The organism is uncultured Sphingomonas sp. (assembly GCF_964237155.1).
In the GTDB taxonomy this organism is placed as follows: domain Bacteria; phylum Pseudomonadota; class Alphaproteobacteria; order Sphingomonadales; family Sphingomonadaceae; genus Sphingomonas.
On record NZ_CAXSHH010000009.1, the window covers coordinates 1 to 15055 of the forward strand.

A 15055-nucleotide genomic window follows, 5' to 3' on the forward strand; every position below is an offset into this window, starting at 1 on the left:
CGAGGCGATCGCCATCGCCGCCACCCGTGGCGGCGCGGAGAGCCAGCAGCGCCGCAGAGTCGATTTCGGCGCGATGGTCGAGCCGCCGGCCGAAGAGGCGCTGAACGCCCAGCCCGAGGTCGCCCCTGCGGCCATAGGCGATGTCGAGGCGTCGCCCGAGCCGGCGATGGCGATGGCGCAGGATAGCGAGCGTCCCGCCGACGCTTGAGCCACTGTCTCGAACACGTCACGCGGGCGGGGCAGGGCGGCAAGCCTCGCCTCGCCCGCGAACACATCCGGAATAGAAGGACGAAGAACATGGCCGACATCACGGCAGCGATGGTCAAGGACCTGCGCGAGAAGAGCGGCGCGGGCATGATGGACTGCAAGAAGGCACTGAGCGAGACCTCGGGCGATATGGACGGCGCGATGGACTGGCTGCGCACTAAGGGCCTCGCCGCCGCGCAGAAGAAGTCCAGCCGCACCGCGGCCGAGGGCCTGGTCGGCGTCGCCGTGTCCGGCACTGTCGGCGCGGCGGTCGAGGTCAACTCCGAGACCGACTTCGTCGCCAAGAACGAGCAGTTCCAGAACTTCGTGCGCGAGGTCACGCATATCGCGCTGGGCGGCGTGGCCGACGTGGACGCGATCAAGGCGGCGGCGATGCCGTCGGGCACCACGGTCGCCGACACGCTGACCAACAACATCGCCACCATCGGCGAGAACCAGTCGCTCCGCCGCGTGAAGCGGCTCGAGGTCGCTAAGGGCGCGGTCGTGCCATACGTCCACAACGCCGCGGCGCCCGGCATCGGCAAGATCGGCGTCCTCGTCGCGCTCGAGTCCGACGCGCCTGACGCCGCGCTCCAGGCGCTCGGCAAGCAGGTCGCGATGCACATCGCCGCCGCCTTCCCGCAGGCGTTGAACGAGGCCGATCTCGATCCCGAGCTGATCGAGCGCGAGCGCGCGATCGCGGCCGAAAAGGCGGCGGAGAGCGGCAAGCCCGCCGACATCGTCGCCAAGATGGTGGAAGGCTCGATTGCCAAGTTCCGCAAGGAGCACGCACTCGTCAGCCAATTGTTCGTCATGGACGGCAAGACGAAGATTTCCGACGTCGTCGCCAAGGCCGGCAAGGACGCCGGAGCCACGATCGTGCTTAAGGATTACGTCCGCTTCCAGCTGGGTGAGGGCATCGCGCGAGAGCAGTCCGACTTTGCCGCCGAAGTCGCCGCCGCCTCGGGCGTACCCCAGAACCGCGAGCCCGAACCAACCGCATAACCCCGCCTCTCCCTCTCCCCCCGGGAGAGGGAGGGAGCCGCGCAGCGGCGGAAGGGTGAGGGCAGTTCCGAACCGCTTTGAAACCGGCTTCCCCACATCCCGTCACCCCGGACTTGATCCGGGGTCCCGCTACCTTCCCACGTCGATACGTAGGAAGCGGGATACCGGATCAGGTCCGGCATGACGGGAAGGTGGTCAGCACCATCGCCCAACATGGTTGCCCCTTACGCACCCCCCGCCTAAGCTGAGTGCCACCCATTTTTTCCGATTACCCGAGTTCCCATGCCGCACCTGCGCTTCAAACGCATCCTTCTAAAATTGTCGGGCGAGGTCCTGATGGGGGAGGCCGGGCTCGCCATCGACCCCGCGACCACCGCGCGCGTCGCGAGCGAGATCGCCGACGTCCGTGCGCAAGGCTTCGAGCTGTGCGTCGTCGTTGGCGGGGGTAACATCTTCCGCGGCCTGTCCGCCGCCGCCAAGGGCATCGAGCGCGCGACCGCCGACTATATGGGCATGCTCGCGACCGTGATGAACGCGCTCGCCGTCCAGAACGCACTGGAGCAGATCGGCGTCGAAACGCGCGTCCAGTCCGCCATCCCGATGGCCAGCGTCTGCGAGCCCTTCATCCGCCGCCGCGCAGAGCGTCATCTGGAGAAGGGTCGCGTGGTCATCTTCGCGGCGGGCGTCGGCAGCCCGTTCTTCACCACCGACAGCGGCGCCGCACTTCGCGCCGCCGAGATGAAGTGCGACGCCCTGTTCAAGGGCACGAGCGTCGACGGCGTGTACGACGCCGACCCCAAGAAGGTCGCGACCGCCAAGCGCTATGAAACAGTCACTTACTCGCGCGTGCTGTCCGACGACCTAAAGGTCATGGACGCCAGCGCGATCGCGTTGTGCCGCGACAACGACATACCCATCGTCGTGTTCAACATCCGCGAGCACGGCAACTTCGCCGCCGTGCTGGCTGGGCACGGCGTCTCCACCATCGTACAAAAGGAACAGGCCGATGCCGGCGTTTGAAAAGGCCGATCTCGAGCGGCGCATGGCCGGAGCGGTGGAGGCGCTGAAGCAGGATCTGGTCGGCCTGCGCACCGGCCGCGCCTCGACCTCGCTCCTCGATCCCGTCAACGTCACCGTCTACGGCTCAATGATGCCGCTCAACCAGGTCGCGACCGTGTCGGTGCCCGAACCTCGAATGCTTTCGGTGCAGGTCTGGGACAAGACCAACGTCGGCCCCGTCGACAAGGCGATCCGCTCGGCGGGCCTGGGGCTCAACCCCATCGTCGACGGCCAGACGCTCCGCCTGCCGATCCCCGACCTGACGGAGGAACGCCGCAAGGAGCTTGCCAAGCTCGCGAACCAATATGCGGAGAAAGCCCGCATCGCCGCGCGCAACGTCCGTCGCGACGGCATGGACAGCCTCAAGACCGACGAGAAGAAGGGCGTCTTCGGCGAAGACGAGCGCAAGCGCTTCGAGACCGAGGTCCAGAAGCTGACCGACGGCACCATCGCCGACATCGACGCCACCGCCGCGTCCAAGGAAAAGGAAATCCTGGGGAAGTGAACGGGGCGGCCGCTCAGGCCACGAGCCCTGCCGCCACGCCCCCCAAGGACGTCGGGGCGGGCGTCATGCCGCGCCATGTCGCGATCATCATGGACGGCAACGGCCGCTGGGCCAAGAAGCGGCACCTCCCGCGCCTCGCCGGACACCGCGCTGGCGTGGAGGCGGTCCGCCGCGTGTCGCGCGCCGCCCGCGCGATGGGGATCGAGGCGCTGACGCTCTACGCCTTCTCCTCCGAGAACTGGCGTCGCCCGGCCGAGGAGATCGGCGACCTCATGGGCCTGCTCCGCCATTTCATCCGCTCCGACCTGGACGAGCTGGCGAGCGAGAACGTACGCCTGCGCGTCATCGGCGACTATCGCCGTTTCGCCCCCGACCTCGTCCGCATGGTCGATGACGCCGTCGCGCGCACCGCCGCCAACACGGGCCCGCTCCTCGTCATCGCGCTCAATTACGGCGCACAGACCGAGCTCGCCGCCGTCGCCCGTCGCCTAGCCGAGCGAGCGCGAGCAGGGGAGCTCGACCCCGCCGAGATCGATCCCGACTTGATCGACCGCGAACTCGACACCCACGACCTGCCCCCGCTCGACCTCCTCATCCGCACCTCGGGCGAGCAGCGCCTGTCGAACTTCCTTCTCTGGCAGGCGGCCTATGCCGAGCTGCTGTTCGTCGACACGCTCTGGCCCGACTTCACCGAGTCCGCGCTCGCCGACGCGGTCGCGGCGTTCGGCCTGCGCCAGCGTCGTTTCGGGGGCCTGTGACCGCTCCCGATCAGAAGCTGCGCACGCCGTCGAACCTGCGCCTCCGCATGATCGCCAGCATCGCGATGATCGCAGTCGCGCTCGTCGGCCTACTCCAGGGCGGCACGTTGTTCTGGCTCCTCGCGGTCGTCGTCTCGCTGCTCATGCTTTCCGAATGGGCCGATCTGACGGGCGCGACCCCGCGCGAGAAGCGCATCGCCCAGTTCGCGCTGTCCGTCCCGCTCGCGCTGATGGCGCCCGCGTCGCTGATCCTGGAGAGCCGTTACTTCTTCACGCTCGGCCTGCTCGTCGGCGCGGCCTTTTTCACCGCGATCGTCACGCATCGCCCGCGCCTGGCGGGCGGGGTCGTCTATTGCGGGCTGCCCGTCCTCGCGCTCGTGATCCTCCGACGCGAGGAAGCCGGACTTGTACTCGCGCTCTGGACGCTGTCGCTCGTCTGGGCGACCGACATAGGTGGCTATTTCGCCGGCCGCTCGATCGGCGGTCCCAAGCTCGCTCCCCGGATCAGCCCGTCCAAGACCTGGGCCGGCCTGGTCGGCGGCGTCCTCCTCGCGACCGCGCTCGCCGCACTGCTCCACGTCCAGGCCGGGCTCCCCTTCCGCCTAGCCGCCGCCACTCCGTTGCTCGCCGTCCTGGCGCAGCTGGGTGATCTCTATGAGAGCACGCTGAAACGCCGCGCGGGCGTCAAGGACAGCGGGCACCTCCTGCCCGGCCACGGCGGCGTCCTCGACCGCCTCGACGGCCTCGTCCCCGTCGCGCCCGTCGCCGCGCTGCTCGCCTTCCTGCCCGCCATCCTCCCATGAGGACGGTCAGCATCCTCGGCGCGACCGGCTCCGTCGGCGCGTCGACGCTCGACCTGATCGAGCGCGAGCCCGACCGGTTCCGCGTCCGCGCGCTCACCGCCAACCGCGACGTGCCGGGCCTCGCCGCCGCCGCGATCCGCACGCGCGCCGAGCTCGCCGTCGTCGCCGACGACAGCTGCCTGCCCGCGCTCCGCGACGCCTTGCGCGGCACGAACATCGGCGCGACCGGCGGCTCAAAGGCGGTCGCCGAGGCGGCCGCGCTCGGCGCCGACTGGACGATGGCGGCGATCGTCGGCTGCGCGGGGCTGGAGCCCGTCATGGCCGCCATCGGCGCGGGCGGCACTATCGTCCTCGCCAACAAGGAGCCGCTGGTGTCGGCGGGCGAGGTCATCCTCGCCGCCGCCCGCGCGAGCGGCGCGACGCTGCTCCCCGCCGACAGCGAGCACAACGCGATCTTTCAATGCTTCGACTTCGCCCGCCCCGAACGCGTCCGCCGGATCGTGCTCACCGCCAGCGGCGGCCCGTTCCGCGACTGGTCCCAGGCCGACATGGCCCACGTCACCCCCGAACGGGCCGTCGCCCACCCGACCTGGGCGATGGGCGCGAAGATCTCCGTCGACAGCGCCACCATGATGAACAAGGGCCTCGAACTCATCGAGGCCGCTCGCCTGTTCCCGGTCGCGCCTGGCCGGATCGAGGTCGTCGTCCACCCGCAATCGATCATCCACGGCATGGTCGATTACGTCGACGGCTCGATGCTCGCCCAGCTCGGGCCCTCCGACATGCGCACCCCCATCGCGCACTGCCTCGCCTGGCCCGACCGCGTGCCGACCCCGATGGAGCCGCTCGACCTCGTCAAGCTCGGCCGCCTGGAGTTCGAGGCGCCCGACCCCGTCCGCTTTCCCGCGCTCCGCCTCGCTCGCGAAGCCCTCGACGCGGGCGGCGCGCGTCCAGCCATCCTCAACGCCGCCAACGAGATCGCGGTCGCCGCCTTTCTGGACCGTCGCGTTCAGTTCCTGGAAATAGCCATGATCGTAGCCGACACGCTGGCGACCTACGACCCATCGCCGCCGACCACCCTCGAAGCGGTGCTGGCGGTGGACGGGGAGGCGAGGGCGCTCGCGGCGGAACGCGTGAAGGATTACACGGCTTGATCGAGACCCCCGGCATCCTCCTGACGATCCTGGCTTTCGTGCTCGTCATCGGCCCGCTCGTCTTCGTCCACGAAATGGGCCATTATCTCGCTGGTCGCCTGTTCGGCATCCATTCGGACGCGTTCGCGATCGGCTTCGGCCGCGAGGTCGCGGGCTTCACCGACAAGCGCGGCACCCGCTGGAAGTTCGGCTGGTTGCCCTTGGGTGGTTACGTCAAGTTCGCCGGCGACATGAACCCCGCCAGCCAGGCCGACGCCGCCTGGCTCGCACTCCCCGCCGAACAGCGCGCGCGCACCTTCCAGGCCAAGCCCGTGTGGCAGCGCGCGATCGTCGTCGCCGCTGGTCCCGCGGTCAACTTCCTCGTCGCCATCCTGATCCTGGGTGGCTTCGCGCTCGCCTATGGCGACCCGCGCACGCCCCCCGCCGTCGGCGTCGTCGAGCCCGGCAGCGCCGCCGCCGTCGCGGGCCTGCGCACCGGCGATCGCGTCGTCCGCCTCGCCGGCCGCGAGGTCGGGACGTTCGAGGACATGGTTGGCATCGTCAAGATCCGCGCGGGCGAGCGCGTCCGCCTCGACTATGTCCGGAACGCGGAGCCGCGTTCGGCCGACCTGGTGATCGGCACCCGGCGCGAGCGCGACCGTTTCGGCAACGAATACCGCTTCGGACGCCTCGGCATCGGCGCCGCCGCGCCGGTGATCGAGCCCGTCTCGCTCCTCGAAGCGCCCGGCGTCGCCGTCCGCCGCACGGGCGACATCGTCACGCTGATGGTCGAGACGCTCGGCCAGGTCATCACCGGCCGCCGCTCGGTCGCCGAACTCGGCGGTCCGCTCCAGATCGCCAAGGTGTCGGGCGAACAGATGTCGCTTGGCGCGGGCGCGTTCGTGTTCCTCCTCGCGCTTGTCTCCATAAACCTCGGGTTCATCAACCTGCTGCCAGTCCCCATGCTCGATGGGGGGCACCTGTTCTTCTATGCGATCGAGGCGATCCGCCGTCGCCCGCTCGAGCCTCAGGTGCAGGAATGGGCGTTCCGCGGCGGGCTGATGGCGCTGTTGGCGCTCATGCTGCTGGTCACGTTCAACGATCTCGGCACGTTCGGCTTATGGCGGAACCTGGCCGGGCTCATGGGCTGACGCCGGTTGATTGGTTAACGAATTAAGGGCAGGGCGCGGAACGGGGGTTCCATATCGGTATGGTCGGGGTGGGTGAGTGACGTTGAACGATAGTAAAAGCGTAGGCGTGGTCGCGGTCCTTCTCGCCGGCACCATCCTGTCGGGCGTCCCCGCGACCGCGCAGACGACCGGAGCGTCTCCCGCCGCCCAGCGTCCCACCGCTCCCGCCGCCCAGGGTCCCGCCGCCCCGTCGCCGCCCGTATCCCAGCCCACCGCGACGCCGCAGGCCGCCGCCGCCGGGCAGCGTCTCATCCGCACGCTGCGCGTCGACGGATCGCAGCGCATCGAACCCGAGACCGCGCTCTCCTACACCAAGCTGCGCGCCGGACAGCCCTACACCAACGAGACCGTCGACCAGGCGATCAGCGACCTGCTCGAATCCGACCTGTTCGCCGACGTCACGGTCGCGGGCGTCGAAAGCGGCGACCTCGTCATCCGCGTCCGCGAGAACCCGATCATCAACCGCGTGATCGTCGAGGGCAACAAGCGCCTGAAATCCGACAAGATCACCAAGGAGATCAAGCTCGCCCCGCGCCAGGTCTTCTCGCGCACCGCCGTCCGCCAGGACGTGGCCCGCATCGTCGAGCTGTACCGCCGCCAAGGCCGCTTCGGCGCGACCGTCGAGCCCAAGATGGTCGCACTCGACCAGAACCGCGTCGATGTCGTCTTCGAGGTCGCGGAGGGGCCGAAGTCCAAGGTCCGCCAAATCAACGTCATCGGCAACACGGTCTTCTCCGACGACGCGCTGCGCGGCGAGATGGCGACCAAGCAATCGCGCTTGTTCCGCTTCTTCTCGTCCAACACCAGCTACGACCAGGACCGGCTTGCCTACGACCAGCAGAAGCTTCGCCAGTTCTACCTGTCGGAGGGCTATGCCGACTTCCGCGTCACCTCCGCGGTCGCCGAGCTGACGCCCGACAAGCAGGATTTCATCATCACCTACGTCGTCGAGGAGGGGCCGCGTTACAAGTTCGGCGACGTGACCGTCGACAGCGACATCCGCGACTTCAACAACGAGGCGCTGGCTCGCTCGCTGCCCATGAAGAAGGGTGATTTCTATAACGCCAAGCTCGTCGAGGATTCGATCGACCAGCTCAGCCAGTCCGCCGGACTGTTCGGCTATGCCTTCACCGAGGTAAATCCCGAGTTCCAGCGCGACCGCGAAACGCTGACCATGACGATGACCTTCAACATCGCCCAGGCTCAGCGCACCTATGTCGAACGGGTCGAGGTCAACGGTAACACGCAGACACAAGACAAGGTCATCCGCCGCGAGATCCGCCTGAATGAGGGCGACGCCTTCAACAGCTTCCAGGTCAAGCGCTCGCAGGACCGGCTCAATTCGCTCGGATATTTCCAGGACAAATTGGAGATCAAGCAGACGCCGGGTTCCAGCCCCGACCGCGTCGTGCTCGAGACCACCGTCGAGGAGAAGTCGACCGGCGAGCTCCAGCTTTCGGCGGGCTTCTCCTCGCTCGAACGCTTCATCATCCAGGCGAACATCACTCAGCGCAATTTTCGTGGCAAAGGTCAGGAATTGCGCGCGGGCGTCAACTATTCCAGCTTTTCCAAGTCGGTCGAACTCGGCTTCACCGAGCCATACTTGTTCGACAAAAACATCGCGGTCGGCGTCGATGTATTCCGTCGCGATTACAATTCGTTTAACCCCAACGACAACGACCGCAGCACAACATACAGCCAGGTCTCGACCGGCTTTCAGGTACGCGCCGGCGTGCCGCTGACGGAATACTGGTCGCTCACGGCGCGTTATGGCCTTTCTTACGACGAGATCAGCCTCGGCTCGCAGTTTTTCCAGAACGGGTTTTGCAGCGCTGGGCGTTATCTCTGCGAGCAGATCGGCAATCGTTATACGTCGTCGGTCGGTTTCTCGTTGAGCTACGACAGCCTGAACAGCCGGCTGCGTCCGACCGCCGGGCAGAGCTTTTCGGTGAGCGGCGATTTCGCGGGCCTGGGTGGAGACGTGAAATACCTCCGCGGCAGCTTTCGAGGCTCCAAGTTCTTCGGCCTGGGTAGCGGGTTTGTCTTTTCCCTGCTCGGGGAGGGCGGCTACATCCACTCGCTCGAGGATAGCCGGGGGCCGGGGATCGACAAGGTCCGCATCACCGACCGGTTTTACCTGGGCGAGCCTCAGTTCCGCGGCTTCGACATTCGCGGCGTCGGCCCGCGCGTTATCCGCTCGCTATACACCACGGACAACACCGGCGCGCAGGCCCTCGTGACCGGACGCGATCAGCGGCAGGATGACGCGCTCGGCGGCCGCGCATACTATCTGGGTCGCGCTGAACTGGAGCTTCCTCTTGGTTCGGGCGCCCGGGAGCTTGGCCTGCGTCCCTCGATCTATGTCCAGGCCGGCAGCCTGTTCAAGCTGACCAAGCCTGTGCTGAACACGGTGTTTCCGCAGGCGCGCGATGCAACAAGTGGCGCTCTCCTGTTCAACAAGGACGGCTCTCCCACCTTGCTCGCGGTGCAGAACAGGGATGCGGCCGGCAATTTGCTGTATCTTTACACGCCGACGGACGGAACCGGCCAGCAGACGACGATCTGCGCCCAGGGGGTGCCGGTTGCGGACGCGTGCCAGGGAACCGCGCCCAATACCCGCTTCACAAATTCCGACTTCTTCTTCGAGGACTTCCTCGGCAATTCGGCCAAGCCACGCCTGTCGGTCGGCATCGGCGTGAACTGGAATTCGCCCTTCGGCCCCTTGCGCATCGACATCGCCCGGGCGTTGCTCAAACAGCGTGGCGATGACGACAAGCTCATCACTTTCAATGTAGGAACACAGTTCTGATGACCAGCACCAAGACCCTCCTGCTCGCGGCCGCCCTGGCGGGCCCGGGCGTCGTCGTCGCGACACAAGCCCAGGCGCAGGTGTCCGGCATCGCCGTCGCCGACCCCGAGGCCGCCGTCGCCGCCTCGCGCGCGTGGCAGGCCGCTCGCGGTCAGATCCAGACGACCTACAAGGTGCAGCTTGACCAGGCCGACGCCCGCCGACGCGCCGTCTCCGCCGAACTCCAGCCGCTCGTGACCGCCTACCAGAACGCCGCGCGCCAGCCCGGCGCCAGCGAGGCGAGCCTGCGTCCCCAGGCCCAGGCCCTCCAGACGCGCGAGAACGCCGCAAACCAGGAACTCGCCCGCCTGACCGAGCAGCCGCAGCGCGCCCAGGCCTATGCGCTCGAACAGATCTCGCGGCGTCTCAATGACGCCGTGCAAGCGGCTGTTCGCGCGCGCAACGTCACCCTGCTGCTCCGTCCGGCCGCCGCGCTCTTCTCCCAGCCGACCGCCGACATCACGCCCGCGATCACGACCGAACTCGACCGGCTCGTGCCCACCGTCGGGATCACGCCGCCCCCGGGCTGGCAGCCCGGCCAGCAGGGAGCGGCACCCGCCGCCGCCGGCGCGCGTCCGGCGGTGCCCGCGGCCACGACACCGGGCCGTCGTCCCCAGGGCCGGTGAGCGACGAAGCCGCAGAGGTCGCCGGCTACCCGCTCGATATCGGGCGGGTCATGGCGGCGATCCCGCATCGTTACCCCATGCTGCTCGTCGACCGCGTCGTGGAACTCGTCCCCGATCGGTCGATCGTCGCGGTCAAGGCGGTGTCGATCAACGAGCCGTTCTTCCAGGGCCACTTTCCCGGCCGCCCGATCATGCCCGGCGTCCTGATCGTCGAGGCGCTGGCTCAGGCGGCGGGGGCCCTCGCGGTCGAGTCGCTCGGCCTCGCGGGCACGGGCAAGCTCGTCTATTTCATGGCGATCGAGGGTGCCAAGTTCCGCAAGCCCGTCGAGCCTGGCGTCCTGCTCCACCTCGAAGCCGAGTTCATCCAGAAACGCGCCAAGGTATGTCGCTTCTCAGGTCGTGCCAAGATCGACGGCCAAGTCGTTGCCGAAGCCAGCTTTACCGCGATGATCGCCGACGCGGCATGACCGCCGCATAAGTCAGGTTCTTCTGTTTTGACTTGGGCGACCCGCTCGCATAGAGCGCGCCGTCCCTCAGGCTGGTCGGATCAGCCGCATCAGGAGCTTACCCGTGAAGAAAGACACCCACCCCGACTACCACACCATCAAGGTCCAGATGACCGATGGCACCGTGTTCGAGACCCGTTCCACCTGGGGCAAGGAGGGTGACACGATGACGCTGGACATCGACCCGCTCGCGCACCCCGCCTGGACCGGCGGTCGCGGCACGATGCTCGACGCCGGCGGCCAGGTCGCCCGCTTCAACAAGCGTTTCGGCGGCCTCACGCTCAAGCGCTGAACGGCCCGGCGGAGCGGGTGGGATTCGAACCCACGGTGGGCGTGAACCCACGGCGGTTTTCAAGACCGCTGCCATAGACCACTCGGCCACCGCTCCGAAGCCGCCCCGCTCCTAGCGCGAGCGACGGCGGGTGCAAGCGCCGCGACGAAGCCGGGTTCACGAGGCCGACGGCCCATGCCATGCTGTCCGCGATGTGGGAACCCGACCAAGTGCGTAGATCATTGCGGCGCCTAGCCTGGGCCGGCCTTCCCCTCGCCTTGAGCGCGGGCCCGGTCCGCGCGCAGGACGAGGGCGGCTTCCAAACCTATCTGCGTCAGGTCGGCGAGCGTGCGGTCGCGCAGGGCGTCCGTCCGGAGACGGTCCGGTCCGCTCTCCCCGGCCTGACGCTCAACACCCGCGTCGTCGAGCTCGACCGCGCCCAGCCCGGCGCGAGCCCCGGCGGCCCGCCTTCGCGCTTCGCCCCCTACCGCGCCACCCATGTCGACGCCGCCCGCATCGGTCGCGGCCGCACCAACTACGCCGCGCAACGCCAACGCCTCGACCGCATCGCCCGCGACACCGGCGTGCCCGGCCCGATCATGATGGCGATCTGGGGCCACGAGACCAACTACGGCGGCTATACCGGCGATTTCGACCTCGTCCGCAGCCTCGCCAGCCTCGGTTACGACGGCCGCCGCCGCGCGCTGTTCGAGGGCGAACTGATCGCCGCGCTCAAGATGATCGATCGCGGCGTCCGGCGCGACCAGCTGCTCGGCAGCTGGGCGGGCGCGACCGGCAACCCGCAATTCCTGCCCTCGGTCTATCTCCGCCTCGCCAAGGACGGCGACGGCGACGGCCGCGCGGACATCTGGTCGAGCCCGGCCGACACGCTCGCCTCCATCGCCAACTATTTCGTCGATGCGGGCTGGCGGCCCGGCCAACCCTGGGGCCTCGCCGTCTCCGTCCCCGCCGCCTTCAGCCGCGAAGGCACCCGGAACCGTCTCCTCTCGCCGCGTTGCCCGCGCGTCTTCGACCGGCATAGCGGCTGGCGATCGGTCGCCGAATGGCGCGCGCTCGGCCTTGCGACGCAGGGCGCGGCCTGGCCCGCCGACGACGTCCAGGCGACCCTGGTCGAGCCGGACGGGCAGGGCGCGACCGCTTATCTCCTGACGGGCAACTACCGCGTGATCCTCGACTATAATTGCTCGAACCATTACGCCCTGTCCGTCGGCCTGCTCGCGGACGCGATCGCGCGCTAGCGGCCCGCCCAGCGCGCGGCTAAGAACACGTCGTAAATTGATCCATCTCATCCCCGGATTGTCCGCCCATGAAGATCCTCGCCCTCGCTCCCGTCCTCGCCGGCGCTCTCGCCTATCCGACCAGCGCCGCCGCGCCGCAGTTCCAGACGCCCGCGCCCGTCGCCTATCTCGAGGACCTGTCCTCGGGTGCGGTGCTCTTCGAACGCGACGCCGACCGCCGCATGCCGCCCGCCTCGATGGCCAAGATGATGACGGTCTACGTCGCCTTCGACCTGATCAAGAAGGGCGAGCTTCGCCTCGACCAGACCTTCACCGTTCGTCCGGAGACCTGGCGGCGTTGGCACGGCCCGGCGGCGGGGTCGACGATGTTCCTGTCGGCGAACGAGAATGTCAGCCTGGCCAACCTCCTATACGGCATCGTCGTGCTGTCGGGGAACGACGCCTGCGTCGTGCTGGCGGAGGGTATTTCCGGCTCCGAACAGGCTTTCACCGAGCGGATGAACCGCGCCGCCAAGCGGCTCGGGCTGGCGGGCAGCAACTTCGGCACGTCGAACGGCTGGCCCGACAACGGCGTCACCTACGTCACGGCGCGCGACCTCGCCAAGCTCGCCGGCGCGACGATCCGCGACCATCCCAGGCTTTATAAGCAGTTCTATTCGCGCCGCGATTTCACCTGGGGCCAGACGATGGGCGGCAGCGCCATCACGCAAGGGAATCGTGATCCGTTGCTCGGCCGCGTCGCGGGCGCGGACGGTTTGAAGACCGGTCATACGGAGGAAGCGGGCTACGGCTTCACCGGCTCGGCCGACCAGGGTGGCCGCCGCCTGGTGATGGTCATGGCCGGCCTGACCAGCTCGGGCGAGCGCGCGGAGGAATCGGTCCGCTTCATGGACTGGGGTTACCGCGCCTGGCAGGCGAAGCCCGTCGTCGCGAAGGGCCGCCGCGTCCAGACCGCCGACGTTCAGCTCGGCGACGCGGGCGAGGTCGGCCTCGTCGCCCCCCGCGACCTGACCGTCACGCTTCCCGCGGGCGCCGCACCGGAGATCAGCGCCAAGGTCGTCTATGCCGGCCCTGTGCGGGCTCCGATCAAGGCCGGGCAGCACATCGCCGATCTCGTGGTCATCTCGCCCGACATGCCCGTCCAGCGCCTCCCGCTCGTCGCGGAGGTCGATGTCGGCGAGGCGGGCTTCCTCGGCCGCGCCTGGGCGGGCCTGACCTCCCTTCTCGGGTGAGAGGCCGCTTCGTCACGCTTGAAGGCGGGGAAGGTGCCGGCAAGTCTACCCAATCCCACCTCCTCGCGACCGCCTTGGAAGCCAGGGGCCTGCGCGTGGTCCTGACCCGCGAGCCGGGCGGCAGCGAGGGTGCGGAGGCGGTGCGCACGCTGCTCATGCATGGCGACCAGGGTCGCTGGAGCGCGCGCGCCGAGACGCTGCTCTTCGCCGCCGCCCGCACCGATCACGTGGAAAAACTGATCGAACCCGCGCTCGCTGCGGGCGCATGGGTCGTTTGCGACCGCTTCGTCGACTCCACCCGCGCCTATCAGGGCGCAAGCGGGATTGACGACGCCGACATCCTCGCGCTGCACGCCTTCGGCTCGCACGGGCTGCTTCCCGATCGCACGATGCTTCTCGCGCTTTCGCCGAAATGTGGCTTGGAACGCGCCACCGAACGCGACGGGGCTGACGCCGACCGTTTCGTCGCTAGAGACGCCGCCTTTCACGATCGCGTCGCGACCGCCTTCGACGCGATCGCCGCCCGCGAACCCGCCAGGGTTCGGCGGATCCCGGCGGGAGGCGGACCAGGGCAGGTCGCGAGCGCGATCTGGACGGAGCTGCGCGACCTGTTGCCATGACGTCGCTCGTCGGCCACGCCGCGGCCACGGCCGCGTTCCTCGGCGCGATGCGGAGCGGTTCGCTGCACCATGCCTGGCTGTTGACGGGGCCGGAGGGCGTCGGCAAGGCCACCTTCGCACACGCCGCCGCTGCTCGCCTGCTCGCGGAGGCGAGTGGAAACCCGCCGCGCGGCGAGGGGCTCGACATCGCGGCCGACCATCCGACTCGCCTTTTGATCGATGCGGGCTCGCATCCTGATCTGCGCTTGCTCGATCGCCTGACCAAGATCGCCGATACGGGCCAGGAGACCAGCGCGCGATCGATCACGATCGATCAGGTGCGCTCGCTTCACCCGCTGTTCGCGACGACCCCCGCGCTTGGCCCCAGACGCGTGGTGATCATCGATGCGGTCGACGATCTCGAGCGCAGCGGCGCGAACGCCCTGCTCAAGAGCCTTGAGGAGCCCCCTGCGGGGACAATTTTCCTGCTGGTCAGCCACGCTCTCGCCCGATTGCTGCCGACCATCCGATCGCGCTGTCGGCAGCTTCGGTTCTCGCCGCTGGGTGAGGACGATGTGCGTCGGATCATTTCGGCCGCGCTCGCCGACGCCGCGCCGCAGGACTTGGCGGCGGCCGCGCAGGCGGGAAAGGGAGCGCCTGGTGCCGCACTTCGCTTCGCCGGTCTGGACATCGCCGCGTTGGATGCGTCGATCGATCGCCTCGTCTCGTCCGGACATTCCGGAGACGCCGAACGGAGCGGGCTCGCCCAGACCTTGTCATTAAAGGCGGCGCAGCCCCGCTACCAATTGTTCCTTGACCGCGCGCCCGCCGCCATCGCGGCGGCGGCGCGCACCCGTACCGGTCCGGACCTGCTCGTCGCGCTCGACGCGCACCGCGACGCGCGCGATCTGGCGGGCGCGGCGACGGGCCTGTCGCTCGACCCGCAGGCGACCGTCTTCGAGATGGCCGGCATCCTAGCGCGGCTGGGTTCACGGGCCTGACCCGATGCTCTAGG

The 15055-nt window shown here is 68.6% G+C and carries 15 protein-coding genes, 1 tRNA gene and 1 pseudogene; 16 read left to right on the top strand and 1 reads right to left on the bottom strand.

Annotation, left to right across the window (positions count from 1 at the left end; all coding sequences use genetic code 11):
• The 12 genes and pseudogenes from ACFE71_RS03670 to rpmE form a co-directional block, all read left to right on the top strand.
• Nucleotides 1-208 (top strand): annotated as a pseudogene (locus ACFE71_RS03670) (30S ribosomal protein S2); the annotation flags it as partial.
• Nucleotides 209-297: 89 nt separating this feature from the next.
• Nucleotides 298-1251, top strand: a complete 954-nt coding sequence (gene tsf, locus ACFE71_RS03675; protein ID WP_375402875.1) for a translation elongation factor Ts — start codon at nt 298-300, stop codon at nt 1249-1251.
• 282 nt (nt 1252-1533) lie between these two features.
• Complete coding sequence (gene pyrH / locus ACFE71_RS03680; RefSeq protein ID WP_375402874.1) at nt 1534-2271, top strand: UMP kinase; 738 nt, start codon at nt 1534-1536, stop codon at nt 2269-2271.
• Nucleotides 2258-2815: a ribosome recycling factor gene (frr, locus tag ACFE71_RS03685; protein WP_375427463.1), complete on the top strand. Its 558-nt coding sequence runs from the start codon at nt 2258-2260 to the stop codon at nt 2813-2815. Before pyrH ends, frr begins: the two co-directional genes overlap by 14 nt.
• Before the next feature lie 65 nt (nt 2816-2880).
• Complete coding sequence (locus ACFE71_RS03690; protein WP_375427528.1) at nt 2881-3573, top strand: isoprenyl transferase; 693 nt, start codon at nt 2881-2883, stop codon at nt 3571-3573.
• Between the two features lie 47 nt (nt 3574-3620).
• A complete protein-coding gene (locus tag ACFE71_RS03695; RefSeq protein WP_375427529.1) occupies nt 3621-4376 on the top strand; it encodes a phosphatidate cytidylyltransferase in 756 nt (251 codons plus the stop codon).
• Entirely contained in the window at nt 4373-5530 is a 1158-nt protein-coding gene (dxr, locus tag ACFE71_RS03700) for a 1-deoxy-D-xylulose-5-phosphate reductoisomerase (protein WP_375427464.1), read from the top strand. Before ACFE71_RS03695 ends, dxr begins: the two co-directional genes overlap by 4 nt.
• Entirely contained in the window at nt 5527-6660 is a 1134-nt protein-coding gene (locus ACFE71_RS03705; RefSeq protein ID WP_375427465.1) for an RIP metalloprotease, read from the top strand. The genes dxr and ACFE71_RS03705 overlap by 4 nt, the downstream gene beginning before the upstream one ends.
• A gap of 82 nt (nt 6661-6742) precedes the next feature.
• Nucleotides 6743-9508: an outer membrane protein assembly factor BamA gene (gene bamA / locus ACFE71_RS03710; RefSeq protein WP_375427530.1), complete on the top strand. Its 2766-nt coding sequence runs from the start codon at nt 6743-6745 to the stop codon at nt 9506-9508.
• Complete coding sequence (locus tag ACFE71_RS03715) at nt 9508-10173, top strand: OmpH family outer membrane protein (RefSeq protein ID WP_375427466.1); 666 nt, start codon at nt 9508-9510, stop codon at nt 10171-10173. The genes bamA and ACFE71_RS03715 overlap by 1 nt, the downstream gene beginning before the upstream one ends.
• Nucleotides 10170-10640: a 3-hydroxyacyl-ACP dehydratase FabZ gene (gene fabZ / locus ACFE71_RS03720; protein WP_375427467.1), complete on the top strand. Its 471-nt coding sequence runs from the start codon at nt 10170-10172 to the stop codon at nt 10638-10640. Before ACFE71_RS03715 ends, fabZ begins: the two co-directional genes overlap by 4 nt.
• Before the next feature lie 103 nt (nt 10641-10743).
• Entirely contained in the window at nt 10744-10971 is a 228-nt protein-coding gene (gene rpmE / locus ACFE71_RS03725; RefSeq protein ID WP_375402866.1) for a 50S ribosomal protein L31, read from the top strand.
• 9 nt (nt 10972-10980) lie between these two features.
• On the opposite strand, the gene ACFE71_RS03730 is transcribed toward rpmE, so the two are convergent.
• Nucleotides 10981-11067 (bottom strand) — tRNA-Ser (locus ACFE71_RS03730).
• Nucleotides 11068-11162: 95 nt separating this feature from the next.
• Between ACFE71_RS03730 and ACFE71_RS03735 the strand changes: the two genes are divergently transcribed.
• The 4 genes from ACFE71_RS03735 to ACFE71_RS03750 all read left to right on the top strand — a co-directional run bounded on the left by ACFE71_RS03735 (nt 11163) and on the right by ACFE71_RS03750 (nt 15041).
• The gene (locus ACFE71_RS03735; protein WP_375427468.1) at nt 11163-12209 is read left to right on the top strand and encodes a lytic transglycosylase domain-containing protein; all 1047 of its coding nucleotides are present in this window, start codon (nt 11163-11165) and stop codon (nt 12207-12209) included.
• Between the two features lie 68 nt (nt 12210-12277).
• Nucleotides 12278-13441 carry a D-alanyl-D-alanine carboxypeptidase family protein gene (locus ACFE71_RS03740; protein WP_375427469.1) on the top strand — a complete coding sequence of 388 codons (1164 nt, stop codon included), beginning with the start codon at nt 12278-12280 and terminating at the stop codon, nt 13439-13441.
• Complete coding sequence (gene tmk / locus ACFE71_RS03745; RefSeq protein WP_375427470.1) at nt 13438-14061, top strand: dTMP kinase; 624 nt, start codon at nt 13438-13440, stop codon at nt 14059-14061. The genes ACFE71_RS03740 and tmk overlap by 4 nt, the downstream gene beginning before the upstream one ends.
• Nucleotides 14058-15041, top strand: a complete 984-nt coding sequence (locus tag ACFE71_RS03750; RefSeq protein ID WP_375427471.1) for a DNA polymerase III subunit delta' — start codon at nt 14058-14060, stop codon at nt 15039-15041. The genes tmk and ACFE71_RS03750 overlap by 4 nt, the downstream gene beginning before the upstream one ends.
• Nucleotides 15042-15055: the final 14 nt, after the last annotated feature.